Annotated in this window: 11 protein-coding genes; 3 read left to right on the top strand and 8 right to left on the bottom strand. The window is 73.8% G+C overall.

Annotated elements, in window-relative coordinates; all coding sequences use genetic code 11:
* Nucleotides 1–92 precede the first annotated feature (92 nt).
* The gene (locus P8A18_RS08970) at nucleotides 93–2,126 is read left to right on the top strand and encodes a bifunctional glycosyltransferase 87/phosphatase PAP2 family protein (protein ID WP_306053309.1); all 2,034 of its coding nucleotides are present in this window, start codon (nucleotides 93–95) and stop codon (nucleotides 2,124–2,126) included.
* 28 nt (nucleotides 2,127–2,154) lie between these two features.
* On the opposite strand, the gene P8A18_RS08965 is transcribed toward P8A18_RS08970, so the two are convergent.
* Nucleotides 2,155–3,111, bottom strand: coding sequence for an AEC family transporter (locus P8A18_RS08965; RefSeq protein ID WP_306053307.1), 957 nt, complete (start codon nucleotides 3,109–3,111; stop codon nucleotides 2,155–2,157).
* A gap of 76 nt (nucleotides 3,112–3,187) precedes the next feature.
* Nucleotides 3,188–4,438: a cytochrome P450 gene (locus P8A18_RS08960; RefSeq protein ID WP_306060772.1), complete on the bottom strand. Its 1,251-nt coding sequence runs from the start codon at nucleotides 4,436–4,438 to the stop codon at nucleotides 3,188–3,190.
* Between the two features lie 332 nt (nucleotides 4,439–4,770).
* Here P8A18_RS08960 and P8A18_RS08955 point away from each other — a divergent pair, with 332 nt between their 5' ends.
* Entirely contained in the window at nucleotides 4,771–5,949 is a 1,179-nt protein-coding gene (locus P8A18_RS08955) for a steroid 3-ketoacyl-CoA thiolase (protein WP_018556410.1), read from the top strand.
* A gap of 100 nt (nucleotides 5,950–6,049) precedes the next feature.
* On the top strand, nucleotides 6,050–7,333 hold the full coding sequence (locus P8A18_RS08950) for an alpha/beta hydrolase family protein (RefSeq protein ID WP_306053306.1): 1,284 nt from the start codon (nucleotides 6,050–6,052) through the stop codon (nucleotides 7,331–7,333).
* A gap of 74 nt (nucleotides 7,334–7,407) precedes the next feature.
* Here P8A18_RS08950 and P8A18_RS08945 read toward each other — a convergent pair whose 3' ends face one another.
* The 6 genes from P8A18_RS08945 to P8A18_RS08920 all read right to left on the bottom strand — a co-directional run bounded on the left by P8A18_RS08945 (nucleotide 7,408) and on the right by P8A18_RS08920 (nucleotide 13,783).
* Complete coding sequence (locus tag P8A18_RS08945) at nucleotides 7,408–7,848, bottom strand: aggregation-promoting factor C-terminal-like domain-containing protein (RefSeq protein ID WP_018556408.1); 441 nt, start codon at nucleotides 7,846–7,848, stop codon at nucleotides 7,408–7,410.
* A gap of 302 nt (nucleotides 7,849–8,150) precedes the next feature.
* Nucleotides 8,151–8,978 carry an ECF transporter S component gene (locus tag P8A18_RS08940; RefSeq protein ID WP_306053305.1) on the bottom strand — a complete coding sequence of 276 codons (828 nt, stop codon included), beginning with the start codon at nucleotides 8,976–8,978 and terminating at the stop codon, nucleotides 8,151–8,153.
* Complete coding sequence (locus P8A18_RS08935) at nucleotides 8,975–10,696, bottom strand: ABC transporter ATP-binding protein (RefSeq protein WP_306053304.1); 1,722 nt, start codon at nucleotides 10,694–10,696, stop codon at nucleotides 8,975–8,977. Before P8A18_RS08935 ends, P8A18_RS08940 begins: the two co-directional genes overlap by 4 nt.
* Entirely contained in the window at nucleotides 10,693–11,853 is a 1,161-nt protein-coding gene (locus P8A18_RS08930) for an energy-coupling factor transporter transmembrane component T family protein (protein ID WP_306053302.1), read from the bottom strand. Before P8A18_RS08930 ends, P8A18_RS08935 begins: the two co-directional genes overlap by 4 nt.
* The gene (locus P8A18_RS08925) at nucleotides 11,850–12,530 is read right to left on the bottom strand and encodes an SCO2322 family protein (protein WP_306053300.1); all 681 of its coding nucleotides are present in this window, start codon (nucleotides 12,528–12,530) and stop codon (nucleotides 11,850–11,852) included. Before P8A18_RS08925 ends, P8A18_RS08930 begins: the two co-directional genes overlap by 4 nt.
* Nucleotides 12,527–13,783, bottom strand: a complete 1,257-nt coding sequence (locus P8A18_RS08920) for an SCO2321 family membrane protein (RefSeq protein ID WP_306053299.1) — start codon at nucleotides 13,781–13,783, stop codon at nucleotides 12,527–12,529. Before P8A18_RS08920 ends, P8A18_RS08925 begins: the two co-directional genes overlap by 4 nt.
* Nucleotides 13,784–14,062 lie beyond the last annotated feature (279 nt).

Below are 14,062 nucleotides of genomic sequence, written 5' to 3'. Positions count from 1 at the left end.
GACCTTGGGAGGGTCGGCGCAGGGTGGCGAACGCGGAGCAGAGTGGGAGCGCAAGCGCGACGGGGGGAGCGAGGACCGGCACGGCACGGGCGGTGCTCTGGCTGGTCGTGGCCGCACTGGCGGTCCGGCAGATGGCGGTGGTGCTGCGGCAGCCGCCGGGCGAACGGCTCACCGATCTGGAGACCTGGATCGGTGAGAACGGTGTGCTCCATGTGACCGGCTCGCTCTACGACACCGACCGGTTCAGCGGCACCCCCTTCTCCGGTCTCGTCCTCAAGCCGCTGACCCGCACCGCGGAGCAGAGCCTCGGCGTCGCCTGGACCTTCGGCTCGCTGCTGCTCGTCGCTGCCCTCGGCCTCGTCGCGGCCCGCGCCCTGCCGAAGCCCGTGGGCCGGCGCACCGCCCTGCTCGCCGCGCCCGTCGCGATCAGCCTGCTCATGCTCTCGCTGCCGGTGCGCAACGCCCTCCACCTCGGCCAGGTCAGCATCCTGCCCGTCCTCCTGGTCCTCGTCGGCCTCTTCGCCGTCCGGGGCGAACGCAAGGCGGGCGTGCTCATCGGGGTGGCCGCGGCCCTCCAGCCGACCGTGCTCCTGTTCGCCGTCCTGCTCTGGCTGACCGGCAGACGCCGGGCCGCCCTGACCGGCGGCGCCGCGTTCGCCGCCTGCACGGCCCTGGCCTGGGCCGCGATGCCGCACGACTCGTGGACGTACTGGGTGCACCATGTCGCCGGGGCCGGCCTCGGCGACCAGGCGGACAGCCTCGCCAACCAGTCCCTGCACGGCGCGCTGCTGCGCCTGGGCCTCGCGGGACCGGTGGAGATCGCGCTCTTCCTGGCGCTGGCCGCTGCCGTCTGCGTCCTCGGTCTGCGCCGCGCCGTGCGGTACGCCCGCGACGGGCAACTCCTGCTCGCCGTGGCCGTGACCGGCTGCGTGGCGGTCGCGGTGTCGCCGACCGCCTGGCAGCACCAGCTGCTGTGGGTGCTGTTCGCCGTGGTCGGCAGGGCGGGGCGGAGGGCGTCCGACCGGCTGGTGTGGCCGGCCGTCGTGGTCCTGGTGACCACCCTGCCGGGCGCGATGCTGCTGCCCAACATCGAGGCGGTGTTCCCGGTGCGCGACAACGTGCTGCTGATCGCCGCGCTCGGCGCCGCCTGCGCCGCCCCCTTCCTGCCGCGCACCTCCCCGTACTGGCAGCGGCCCGTCCCCACCGACTACGCGGCGCCCGTCCCGGCGCGCTGGAGCCGGGTGCCGCTGCTGCCGGTGTGGCGGCGCGTCCTCACCCGCCCCAACCTGCTCCTGGAACTCCTGCTGATCCGCGTCGTCTACTCGGCGTACGCGCATGTCAGGCTGGCCGCGACGGCGGGGCGGCCCACCGCCGAGCGGCACGGCCGGCAGATCCACTCGATCGAGCAGTGGCTGCACATCGACATCGAGCACCGGGTCAACCACGCGGTCGCCGGGGTCGCCCGGCTGCGGGACTTCTTCGACTACTACTACTCGACGTTCCACTTCATCGTCCCGCTGGCGATCCTCGCCGTGCTCTACGTACGCCGCCCCGCGGACTACCGCTGGGCGCGCAGCACCCTCGGGTTCGCCACGCTCCTGGCCCTGGTCGGCTTCTGGCTCTACCCGCTGGCCCCGCCGAGGCTGATGCCGGGGCTCGGCTTCATCGACACGGTCCACGGGGTCCAGGACTTCGCCAAGCCGGACTACGGGGCGCTGACGGCGATGACCAACCAGTACGCGGCGATGCCGTCGCTGCACTTCGGCTGGTCCCTGTGGTGCGGGGTGATCATCGTGCTCCTCGCCCCGAAGACGTGGATGAAGGCGCTCGGGGTGCTGCATCCGCTGTTCACGGTCTCCGCGATCGTCGCGACCGCCAACCACTGGGTGCTGGACGCGGTGGGCGGGGCGACGGTCGTCGCGCTCGGCTTCCTCATCGCGTACGTGCTTGCCGGGCCGCGGAGGCTGCGGAAGCCGGAACCGGAACCGGAACCGGAACCGGAAGTGGAGGCGGCGGAGGCGGACGTGAGAGTGGCGCCGGGGAAGGCGGCCCGGGTGCCGGTCCCGGCCCCCGCCCCGGCACCGGAGGCGGAAGCGGACGGCGAGGCGGTGGCGGGCAGGCCGTAGCCGCCCGCGTGCGCGGTACGCGGACGGCTCACGGGCCCAGCGCCCAGGCGGCCACGGACAGCGTGACCATGGACACCAGCGTGGACGCCACGATCGCGTCGCGGGCGGGCCCGGTGTCCAGGCCGTACTCGCGGGCGTAGATGAAGGAGTTCTGCGCGGTCGGCAGCGCCGCGCACACCACCACCGCCAGCAGCTGTTTCTCCGGCAGGTGCAGCAGCGGGCCGGCGACCAGCAGGGCGGCCAGGGGCTGCCCCAGCGTCTTCACGGCGACGACGACCGCGGTCTCCGCCCGGTCCGCGCGCGGGGCGGTCCCGCCGGCCGGGCCCCGGTGCAGCGACAGGCCGAGCGTGATCAGGGCCGTGGGTACGGCGGCGGCGCCCAGTACGTCGCAGGGGTGCGCCAGGGCGGCCGGCAGCCGCAGCCCGGTCGCGGAGACGGCCACGCCGAGCAGCGAGGCCATGATGACCGGGTTGCGGACGGGCATGGTGAGCATCCGCCGCAGCCCGCCGCCGGGGCGCGGGCCGTCCGGTCCGTCGGGCGTGCGGGTCCCCGAGTCCAGCAGCGTCAGGATCACGGGCGAGAGCACCAGCACCTGGAAGAGGATGACCTGCGCGACGAACGAGGCGTCCCCGAGCACCTGCACCGCCACCGGGATGCCCAGGTTGGCGGAGTTCACCTGGCCCGATGACATGGCGCCGATCGCCGCCCGCGCCCGCCCCCGGCCGAAGACGCGCCGGACGGCCACGAATCCGAGCCCGGCGGCCAGGGCCGTGCTCACCGCGAACGCCACCATCGACGGATGCCCGAAGTCGTCCGGCTCCGACCCCGACACCATGGTGAACAGGGCGGCGGGCATGGCCACATGGAAGACGAACCGGCCGAGCACGGCCTCCGCCTGCTCCCCGAGGAGTCCGCCGCGCCCGACCGCGTAACCGATGCCGGTCAGGACCCAGATGGGCGCGAATCCGGAGAGCAGGGCATGCATGCCCGCCATGATCCTCGTACGCCTGTCCGGAATATGGATGGGGGTACGAGGATCGGGGCGTTCTCGGCGCGTTCTCTCAGCGGGCCGATGTGCTCACCTGGAGCTGTTTGATGCCGTTGAGCCAGGCCGAGCGCAGCCGACGCGGGTCGCCGGCCGGCCGCAGGCCCGGGAGCACGTCCGCGATCGCGTTGAAGATCAGGTCGATCTCCATCACGGCCAGGGACTTGCCCAGGCAGAAGTGCGGACCGCCGCCGCCGAAGCCGAGGTGCGGGTTGGGGTCGCGGGTGATGTCGAAGTCCTCCGGGCGGTCGAAGACCTCGGGGTCGTTGTTGGCCGACGAGTAGAACAGGCCGACCCGGTCGCCCTTCCTGATCCGCTGCCCGCCCAGCTCGGTGTCCTGGGTGGCGGTCCGCTGGAAGGAGACCACCGGGGTCGCCCAGCGGACGATCTCCTCCGCGGTCGTCGACGGCCGCTCGCGCTTGTAGAGCTCCCACTGCTCGGGGTGGGTGAGGAAGGCGTGCATGCCGTGGCTGATCGCGTTGCGCGTGGTCTCGTTGCCGGCGACCGCGAGCAGGATCACGAAGAAGCCGAACTCGTCGGATGAGAGGTTTCCCTCGCCCTCGGCCGCGACGAGCTGGGAGACGATGTCCCGGGCCGGGCACTCCTTGCGGGCGGCCGCCAGGTTCATCGCGTACGAGACGATCTCCATGGCCGCCTCGGTGCCGACCTCCTCCGTGATCGCGTACTCCGGGTCGTCGTACGCGGCCATCTTGTTGGACCAGTCGAAGATCTTGGCCCGGTCGTCCTGCGGTACGCCGATCAGCTCCGCGATGGCCTGGAGCGGCAGTTCCACGGCGATGTTGGTGACGAAGTCGAACGAGCCGTCCGCGTCGGCCGAGGCGAGGGCCGTCTCCACGATCGAGCGCGCCCGCGTCCGCAGGGCCTGCTCCAGGGAGCGTATGGCGCGCGGGGTGAATCCGCGCTGGACGATCTGGCGGACCCGGGTGTGCTCGGGCGGGTCCATGTTCAGCATGATCAGCTTCTGGACGTCGATCTGGTCGCGGCTGATCGACTCGTTGAAGCGGATGACCGCGGTGTTGAGGTTCGAGGAGAACAACTCGGGGTGCGTCGACACGTACTTGACGTCCGCGTGCCGGGTGACGGCCCAGTAGCCGTCGTCCTGGAAGCCGGAGATGCCGGTGGGCTGGGCGCACCACCAGACCGGTGCGGTCTCCCGCATGCGCGCGAACTCCGGGTGAGGCACGCGGGATCGGAGCAGGTCGGGGTCGGTGAAGTCGAACCCTTCGGGCAGATGGGGGCAGGGCATCGGCAGCTCCAGGTCGAAGACTCCGGGTCGGTCCGCGAGCCGCCGTACGGCGCCTGACGACCCCACAGCTGACGACCCATCAGAAGATGTCCGCAAGGTAGTAACGAGTTCTACAACTCACAAGGGGCGCGGCCCGATCTGTTGCGCCGGACGCCCCTGCGGCTGGCCGATTCCTGTCGGTTGTGGGGCGTCTTGTGCCGTTGTCGTGGGTGCACGACCCTTGCGTACCGGGGGTAAGCCTCATAAGACTGCTTGCAGAACTAGAACGCGTACTAGTTCCTTCCGTGGGGCGCCGGGACGCCATCGCGGGAGCGCGAGGAGAGGACGAGCTCATGGCCGCGGAACCCGTCATCGTCGAAGCCGTACGCACTCCCATCGGCAAGCGCCAAGGCGCGCTCGCCAATCTGCACCCCGCCTATCTGCTGGGTGAGACCTACCGTGAACTTCTCGGCCGGACCGGCATCCAGGCCGACTGCGTCGAACAGATCGTCGGCGGCACCGTCACCCACGCCGGCGAACAGTCCATGAACCCGGCACGCAACGCCTGGCTCACCGTGGGACTTCCGTACGAGACGGCCGCGACCACAGTCGACTGCCAGTGCGGCTCCTCGCAGCAGGCCTCGCACATGGTGGCCAACATGATCGCGGCCGGGGTGATCGACGTCGGCATCAGCTGCGGCGTCGAGGCGATGTCGCGGGTGCCGCTGGGCAGCGGCTCCAAGCACGGCCCCGGCAAGCCCTGGCCCGACGAGTGGAACGTCGACCTGCCCAACCAGTTCGAGGCCGCCGAGCGCATCGCCCGCAGGCGCGGCCTCACCCGCGAACGCGTGGACGCGCTCGGCCTGCGCTCCCAGCAACGGGCGGCCGCCGCCTGGGCCGAGGAGCGGTTCAAACGGGAGACGTACGCCGTCCAGGTGCCGACCACCGAGGAGGAGCAGGCCGCCGGGCAGGGCATGTGGCGGCTCGTCGACCATGACGAGGGGCTGCGCGACACCACGATGGAGGCGCTCGCCGGCCTCAAGCCGGTGATGCCCACCGCCGTCCACACCGCCGGCAACTCCTCCCAGATATCCGACGGCGCCTGCGCGATCATGTGGTCCTCCAAGCGGATGGCCCGCGCCCTCGGGCTCAAGCCGCGGGCCCGGATCGTGGCCCAGGCGCTCGTCGGCTCCGACCCGCACTTCCACCTCGACGGACCCGTCGACGCCACCCGCGCGGTGCTCGGCAAGGCCGGGATGTCGCTCAAGGACATCGACCTGGTCGAGATCAACGAGGCCTTCGCCTCCGTGGTGCTGAGCTGGGCCCAGGTCTTCGAGGACGACCTCGACGGCCTCGCGAAGGTCAACGTCAACGGCGGTGCCATCGCGCTCGGCCACCCGGTCGGCGCCACCGGGGCCCGGCTGATCACCACCGCCCTGCACGAACTGGAGCGCTCCGACAAGGAGTTCGCCCTGATCACCATGTGCGCGGGCGGCGCGCTGGCCACCGGCACGATCATCCAGCGGCTCTGAAGCGCGTCCGGCGGGTGGCCCCCGGCCGAGGGTGCACTCAAGTGCACCCCGGGCCGGGGGCTCACGCGGATGTCGGCGCCGCGTCCCCTTTTCTAACGTCATGGACATGAACAGCAACGCGAGCAACTCGCCCCGGAAGCACCGCGCCCGACGCCTCCTCGCCGCGGCCACCGTGGTGGTCCTCGCCGCACTGGGCACGGTGCCGGCCACCGCCGCGACCCGGCCCATGACGGGCCACGACACCGCGTCCGCCACCGCCGGCCGCCACGAGGCGCGGGGGACCCTCCTCTCGGTCACCCCCGTCGCCCGCCTCGGCCGGGCCGAGGCGGCCGCCTTCATCAGCGGGGCCGGCATGAGCGCGGACACCGTCCGCCACGGCGTCCGCGCCTACCGCCTCAGCTACGCGACGATCACCCCGCAGGGCCGCCCCACCACCGCCACCGGCCTCCTCGTGCTGCCCGAGGGCGGCAGCCACCGGCTCGACCTCGTCTCCGACACCCACGGCACGATGGCCCACCGCGACTACGCGCCGTCCGTCGGCGAGGACTTCGGCCGCTACGCCCCCTACCTGCACGCCTCCGCCGGGCGCGCGGTCGCCGCCCCGGACTACCTGGGCCTCGGCCAGGGGCCCGGCCGCCACCCGTACATGGACACCGACTCCGCCGTCAGCGCCTCGCTCGACATGCTCCGCGCCTCGCGCACCGCGTCGCGGCACCTGGGCCGGCCGCTCACCGGCGACGTGTACGCGAGCGGCTTCTCGCAGGGCGGCCAGGTCGCCATGGCCCTGGGCAAGGCCCTCCAGGACGGCGCCGACCGGCACTTCCGGCTGCGGGCCCTGGCCCCCGTCTCCGGCCCGTACGACATCGAGCACGCCGAGACGCCCGCCCTCTTCGACGGCCGCGTCAACGACACCAGCGGCCTCTTCTACATGACGTACTTCCTCACCGCGCAGAACCGGCTGCACCCGCTGTGGAAGGACCCCTCCGAAGCGTTCCGGGAGCCGTACGCGGGCATCGTCGACGACCTCTTCGACACCCATCACTACGAGGAGCAGATCATCCCCGCCCTCCCCGCGACCCTGAAGGAACTGCTCACCGACGACTACTACCGCAAGCTCCAGCACCCCACCGGCGCCCTGCTCGCCGCGGTCCGCGCCCAGGACGGCACCTGCGCCTGGAAGCCCGCCGTCCCCGTGCGCCTCTACACCTCGTCGGGCGACACCGACGTACCCATCGCCAACGCCCGCAGTTGCGCGGCCGATCTGGCGAAGCGGGGCGTGCAGGCGCCGGTCATCGACCAGGGTGAGACCGGTCACAACGAGACCTATCTGACGTCGGGCCCGCAGATCGTGCGCTGGTTCGACCGGCTGGCGGCGCGCGGCTGACCGCGTCCGGACGCGCCGGAGCCCCGGCCGCGGTGCGGTCGGGGCTCCGTTGCTCACTGGACGGCCGGGCCGGCTCAGTACCAGCTGTTGGCCTGCCAGAAGGACCAGGCGGCGCAGGGGCTGCCGTAGCGGGAGTTCATGTAGTCCATGCCCCACTTGATCTGGGTGCCGGGGTTGGTCTTCCAGTCGGAACCGGCGGACGCCATCTTCGAACCGGGCAGCGCCTGGACCAGGCCGTAGGCACCGGAGGAGGCGTTGGTCGCGCTCGGGTTCCAGCCGCTCTCGTGGCTGACGATGTTGCTGAAGCACTGGAACTGGGCGTCGTCACCGATCATCTGCTTCGCCGTGTCCTGAGCGCTCGCGGCGGCGGACGTCGGCGCGGCGGACGGAGCCGCCATGGCCGGGGAGACACCCAGGCCCAGGCCGGTGGCGCCGAGCAGTACGGCGGCGCCGGCGACGACGGTCTTGCGACGGGCGGTGCGGGGCTGGGCGAGGATGTTGCGGGCGAACGACACAGGGAACCTAACGTCGGGGACGGGGGAGTCGCGGGCTCGGTCCGAATCCTGTGTGGACCGGCGCTCGTTGACCGCGATCCGATCGATGGACCCTGCGGTGCTCGGCGACGGGTTCCAGTCTTAGCGGCGCCGGTCGGCCGTCGCAATGACCCCCGGTACGACCCCGCCTCGCACCCCGGACCGAAGGTCCCGAACCGCCCCAAACCGCTCCATAGCAGGTCGGAGGGGTCGGGTCCGGTCCCACGGGCCGCCCGCGCGCCTCCTATCCCGCTTCGTACGGGACCAAAGTCCTGTGGGTGCCCTCACTCGCCACGGGCGTCGAATGTGACCTGGGCCTCGAAGGCGGCCCGCCTGGTGGCCCGCCGCAGCGCCTTCAGCAGCGGCGCCCCGGCCGTCAGCGTCAGGACGACGGTGAGCACGGCCCGGCCCAGGTCCCAGCCCAGCGACGTCGTCGCGCAGTACACGAGGAACCGCACCAGGTTCTCGCCCAGCGGCCCGCCGGGATGGAAGGAGATGCCCGAGGCGAGGCCCGGCACGATCGTCCACCCGTACAGATTCATGATCGTTCCGTACGCGAACGACGCCACCGCCCCGTACGCCGCGAGCATCCACAGCTCGCCGCGCCCGCGCAGCCGGTCCGGGCCCGGCAGCAGCCCCGCACCCATCGCGAACCAGCTCATCGACAGCATCTGGAACGGCATCCACGGCCCCACCCCGCCGGTCAGCAGCGCCGAGGCGAACATCGTCACGGAACCGAGCACGAAGCCGAAGCCCGGCCCCAGCACCCGGCCGCTCAGCACCATCAGGAAGAACATCGGCTCAAGCCCCGCCGTCCCCGCCCCCAGCGGGCGCAGCGCCGCGCCGACCGCCGCCAGCACCCCCAGCATCGCCACCGCCTTCGCGTCGAGCCCGGCGTCCGCGATCATCGCGACCACCACCCCGACCAGCAGCGGAAGCAGCGCGGCGAACAGCCACGGCGCGTCCTGCGCGTGCGCGAGCCCCGAGTCCGCGCCCGCCAGCAGCGGCCAGCCGAAGGCCACCACCCCGATGGCGCTGATCAGCACCAGCGCGGCGACGGCACGCGGGCCGAGCCGGACCGGGCCGCCGCCGAGCCCCTTCACGCCGCTCACGCGCTACCCCCGAGCGCCGCGCGCACCTGGGAGACGGTGAGCCATTCCTGCGGGGCGAGGACCTTCGCCGTCTGCGGGGCGAACGCGGGCGACGACACCACGACCTCGGCGGTCGGCCCGTCCGCGACGACCTCCCCGTCGGCGAGGATCACCACCCGGTGGGCCAGCTCGGCGGCCAGCTCCACATCATGGGTGGCCAGCACGATGGCGTGGCCCTCGGCGGCCAGCGCCCGCAGCACCCCGACGAGCCGGGCCTTCGCCGCGTAGTCCAGGCCCCGGGTCGGCTCGTCCAGGAGCAGCAGCGGGGGCCGGGCGGTGAGCACGAGGGCGAGGGCCAGCGCGAGGCGCTGCCCCTCGGACAGATCGCGGGGGTGGGTGTCGTCCGCCACCCCGGGCAGCAGCTCGGAGACCAGCGCCCGGCAACTGCCCGGCTCGGCCCCCGCGTCGGCGTCGGCCGCCGCGCACTCGGCGGCGACCGTGTCCGCGTACAGCAGATCGCGCGGCTCCTGCGGTACGAGGCCGACCCGGCGCACCATCTCGCGCGGCGGGGTGCGGTGCGGGGTGCGGCCGCCGGTCAGGACGGTGCCGGAGGTGGGCTCGACCATGCCGACGAGGGCGCCGAGCAGAGTGGACTTCCCGGCGCCGTTGCGGCCCATCAGCGCCACGGTCTCGCCGGGGCCCACGGTCAGCGACACCCGGCGCAGCGCCTCGATCCGGCCGCGCCGCACCCCCAGCCGCTCGACCCGGGCCGCCGCGTCGCCGCCGACGGACTCCGGGGCCGGGGCCTCCTGCGGGGCGCGGCCGAACAACTGGGCGAGCCCGCCCCGGCGCGGCGCGGGCGCGAGGGGCGGCGGCGGGAGGAGCCTCTGATCCACGACACCGCCGACGGGCCGCGGCACCACACCGGCCAGCCGCTCCCGCATCCCCGAAGCCCGCCGCCGGGCGTCCCGGACCGAGAGCGGCAGCGGCTCCCAGCCGGCGAGCCGCCCGAGCGCGACGACCGGCGGGTACACCGGGGAGACCGCCATGACGTCGCCGGGCGCCCCCATCACCGGGGCGGCGCCCGGCGAAGGCAGCAGGACGACCTGGTCCGCGTACTGCACCACGCGCTCCAGCCGGTGTTCCGCCATCAGGACCGTCGTACCCAGGTCGTGGACGAGCCGCTGGAGCACCGCGAGGACCTCCTCGGCCGCCGCGGGGTCCAGCGCGGACGTCGGCTCGTCCAGCACCAGGACCCGGGGGTGCGGGGTGAGGACCGAGCCGATCGCGACCCGCTGCTGCTGGCCGCCGGAGAGGGTGGCGATCGGGCGGTCGCGCAGCCCGGCCAGCCCCAGCAGGTCCAAGGTCTCCTCGACCCGCCGCCGCATCACGTCCGGGGCCAGGCCCAGCGACTCCATGCCGTAGGCCAGCTCGTCCTCGACCGTGTCCGTCACGAAGTGCGACAGCGGGTCCTGGCCCACCGTGCCGACCAGATCGGCCAGCTCCCGGGGCTTGTGCGTGCGGGTGTCCCGCCCGTCCACGGTGACCCGGCCGGACAGCCGGCCGCCCGTGAAGTGCGGCACCAGCCCCGAGACGGCACCCAGCAGTGTCGACTTGCCGACCCCGGAAGGGCCGACGAGCAGCACCAGTTCGCCTTCCGGGACCGTCAGGTCGACCCCCGACAGGGTGGGGCGCTCCACGCCCTCGTACCGCACCGAAACATCGTCGAACCGGATCACACCTGCTCCTCGAAGCCTGTGGGGGAGGGCGGGACGGGCGCGGCCACCGCCGGCAGCAGCCCGAGCAGCACGGCGGCCGCGGGCCACAGCGGCAGCACGGGAGCGGTCAGCGGTACGACCCCGGGGTGCAGTGCCGCGGGATCGGCGCTCCCGGCCCAGATCATCGCCGCGGCCACCGCGACGCCCGACCCCGCGACCAGCCAGGCCCGCGCCCCCCACCGGTCGGGCCGGTAGCGGGTCCGCACCGAACGCGCCCCGCCCAGGCGCAGCCCGGCCGTCGCGGCGACGAGACCGGCGATCAGCACGGGCAGCCCGTACACCGCGCCCTGCGCGGCGAGCAGCCCGTACGTACCCGCGCACACGCCGAGCAGCCCGCCGAGCGTGAGGATGTTCGTGGTGTGCCGGACGGCGGCCGGGACCCGGGCGGTCCGCCCGTAGCCGCGCGCGTCCATCGACGCCGCCACCGCGACCGACCGCTCAAGGGCGCCCTCCAGGACGGGCAGCCCGATCTGGAGCACCGCCCGCACCCCGCCGGTCGGACGGCCGCGCAGCCGCCGGGCGGTCCGCAGCCGCAGCACGTCGGCCACCATGTTCGGCGCGAACGTCATCGCGACGACGACGGCGACCCCGGCCTCGTACAGCGCGCCGGGCAGCGACTTCAGGAGCCGGGCCGGGTTGGCGAGGGAGTTCGCCGCGCCGACGCAGATCAGCAGGGTCGCCAGCTTCGCCCCGTCGTACAGCGCGAACAGCAGCTGCTCGGCGGTGACCCGGCCGCCGATCCGGACGCCCTTCGCCCAGTCGGGCAGCGGCGCCTCGGGCAGCGTGAACACGATGTGCGTGCCGGGGATCGGGGAGCCCAGGAAGGCGGAGAAGAGCAGCCGCACCGCGATGACGAACAGCCCGATCCGGATGAACATCCCGTAGGACCGGGCCCACGGGGCGTCGGTGCGGCGCGCGGCCACCACGTATCCCGCGACCCCGGTCAGCAGGCCGAGCAGCAGCGGGTTGGTGGTCCGGGACGCGGCGGTGGCCAGCCCGAGCGCCCACAGCCACCAGGCCCCGGCCGGCAGCGCGTTGCTGCGGGTGGCGGTGGGGGCGCGCCAGGCGGGGAGCCGGGCCGGCGCGGTGTCCGTGCGGCCGGCCGTCGGGCCGGTCATCCGCGGCGGCGGCGGGCCTGCGCGACTGCGGCGATGCCGAGGAGCAGGACGGCGCCGATCCCGACGAGGACCCCGGCGGACGGGCCGCCGCCGCTGCCGGAGGAGGAGCCGGCGGCGGACGCCGATGTGGGCGCCCGGCTGCCGCCGGAGTCGGAGCCGCCGTCCCCGTCGCGGGAGGTCTGCTCGCCGCAGCCGGTGGCCGGGTAGCCGGAGATCGCGCAGAGCATCGCGCTCGTGTCGTAGCGCAGCGGCTCGGCGACCGAGGCCAGCGCCTCCGCGCTGCTCGCGTCCCCCGGGACACGCGCGCAGGCGGTGCGCGGCGCGGGCGGGGTCTCCCCGGCCGGCGCGTCCGCCGCGACGCCGGGGTCGATGACGAGCGCGACGCGCTTGCTGCCGTCCTCGGCCGGAGTGTCCGCGCAGATCTTCGCGAAGTCGGGGGCGCGGCGGGGCTTCGACGCGTCCTGCGAGTCCGCGCTCACGGCGAACCGGAAGCCCTGCACCGAGCCGTCGCCGGGCCGCACGAGGGACGGCCCCTGGGTGGCGTACGTCCAGCCGCTCGCCGAGCCCTCCCAGAACGACCAGTAGCGGTAGCCGGCCGCCTGCGCCGTGCCCGAGCCGAGCACGGCCGGCACGGCGCAGGCGACCAGGAGCGCGACGGTCCTGACGACGTTCCTCACAGCTGCTGGTTCTTGCGGCGGCCGCTGATCAGGAAGCCGACGCCCGCGCCGACGGCGAGGCCGATCCCGACGAACCACCAGAGGCCGCCGATGCCGTCGCCGTCGCCGCTGTCCTTCTTCTCCTCGTCCTCCGTGGCGGCCGCCTTCGGCTTCTTCACGGCGGCCGGCTCGGGGCCGGTGGCGTTCAGCTGGGCGACCAGGTCGGCGCCGCCGAAGTCGCGGAGGTCGGCGCCGGTCGCGTGGGCGGCCAGGATCAGCTGGGCGTAGGCGGCGGGGCCGTTCTCCTTCGCCCAGCCGGCGGAGTTCTTCTCCAGCCAGGCGACGGAGGCGGCGGCCTTGTCCTTGTGGCCGGACGCGGACAGGGCGACGACCGCGTCGGCGGTGTTGCCGAAGTCGGGCTGCGGGGCGCTGTCCTCCGCGCCGGGCATCGGCGCCGAGTCGAGGTGGCCGCTCTTCGCGAGGGTGGCGGCGAGGTAGGAGGCGCCGTTCTGCGCGGCCTGCTCGGGTTCGGGCGCGGAGCCCTTGTGGCAGGTGGGGTCCTTGACCGCCGCGTTGTTCCCGACGACGAGCCCCTTGCCGAGCGCGCCGAGGACTCCGGCCGCGGTGGCGTCGGCGTTGGCGGCGAGCTTGCCGTCCTTGTCGGGCTGGTAGGCGAAGGCGCCGCCGTCCTTGCCGCCGCAGGGGATGGCGAAGGTGAGCAGCGCGGCGTACGGGGTCCGGCCGCCGTCCGTCGTCACGTCCCCGAGCTTCTCGCCGGCCCGCGCGAGGGCGCCGATCACGATGGAGGTGGAGTTCGCGTCGCTGGGGCTGCCCGCGGTGTAGCCCCAGCCGCCGTCCTTGTTCTGGACGGACTTGAGCCAGCTGACGGCGTTCGCGACGGCGTCCTGGTGGCCGCCGACGTCGCGCAGCGCCTGGACCGCGGCCGCCGTCGCGTTGGTGTCGACCATCGTCTTGTCGGTGCAGGGCGCGGAGGCGTCCGCCCGGTACGCGGGGAACGCGCCGCTGTCGCACTGCTGGCCGGTCAGCCAGTCCACGGCCTTCGCGGCGGGCGTGACACCCGCGGTGCGCTGCGCGAGGAACGCCAGCGACTGCCGCCACACCCCGTCGTACGTCGGGTCCTTCGTGCCGTAGAGGCCCGAGGGCAGCGCCACGGAGGGGGAGGGGGACGGCGCGGCTACGGCGGCCGGCGCTGCGGCCGCACAGAGCACGGTGGCGGTGGCGGCGAGCGCGACTGCGCTGCGGCGTACGGTCATGGCGGCGGGGGCCTCTCCTGGGGGAACCGGGCACAGGCACACACAGGCACCAGGCTCCGGCTCCGTATACCTCGACGGTGCCGGCCGCCGGGGGTTCCCGACGACGCGAGCCGGTCACGACACGGACAGGGCATTCCGACTTCCGCCGGAGGCGGCGGTTCACGGAGTGGGGTCTCCCCTGCTCAAGCGAAGCCGAGAGCTTGGGGAATGGTCAGTGCCGGATTCGCACCGGCTTCCCCCTGAACGGGCATGATGACGACTCGCACACTCTACCGGGCG

The sequence above is a fragment of the Streptomyces sp. Mut1 genome (assembly GCF_030719295.1).
Lineage (GTDB): Bacteria > Actinomycetota > Actinomycetes > Streptomycetales > Streptomycetaceae > Streptomyces > Streptomyces castrisilvae.
The sequence above is the reverse complement of the archived record's forward strand: the minus strand, read 5'-3'. Positions and strand labels throughout refer to the sequence as shown.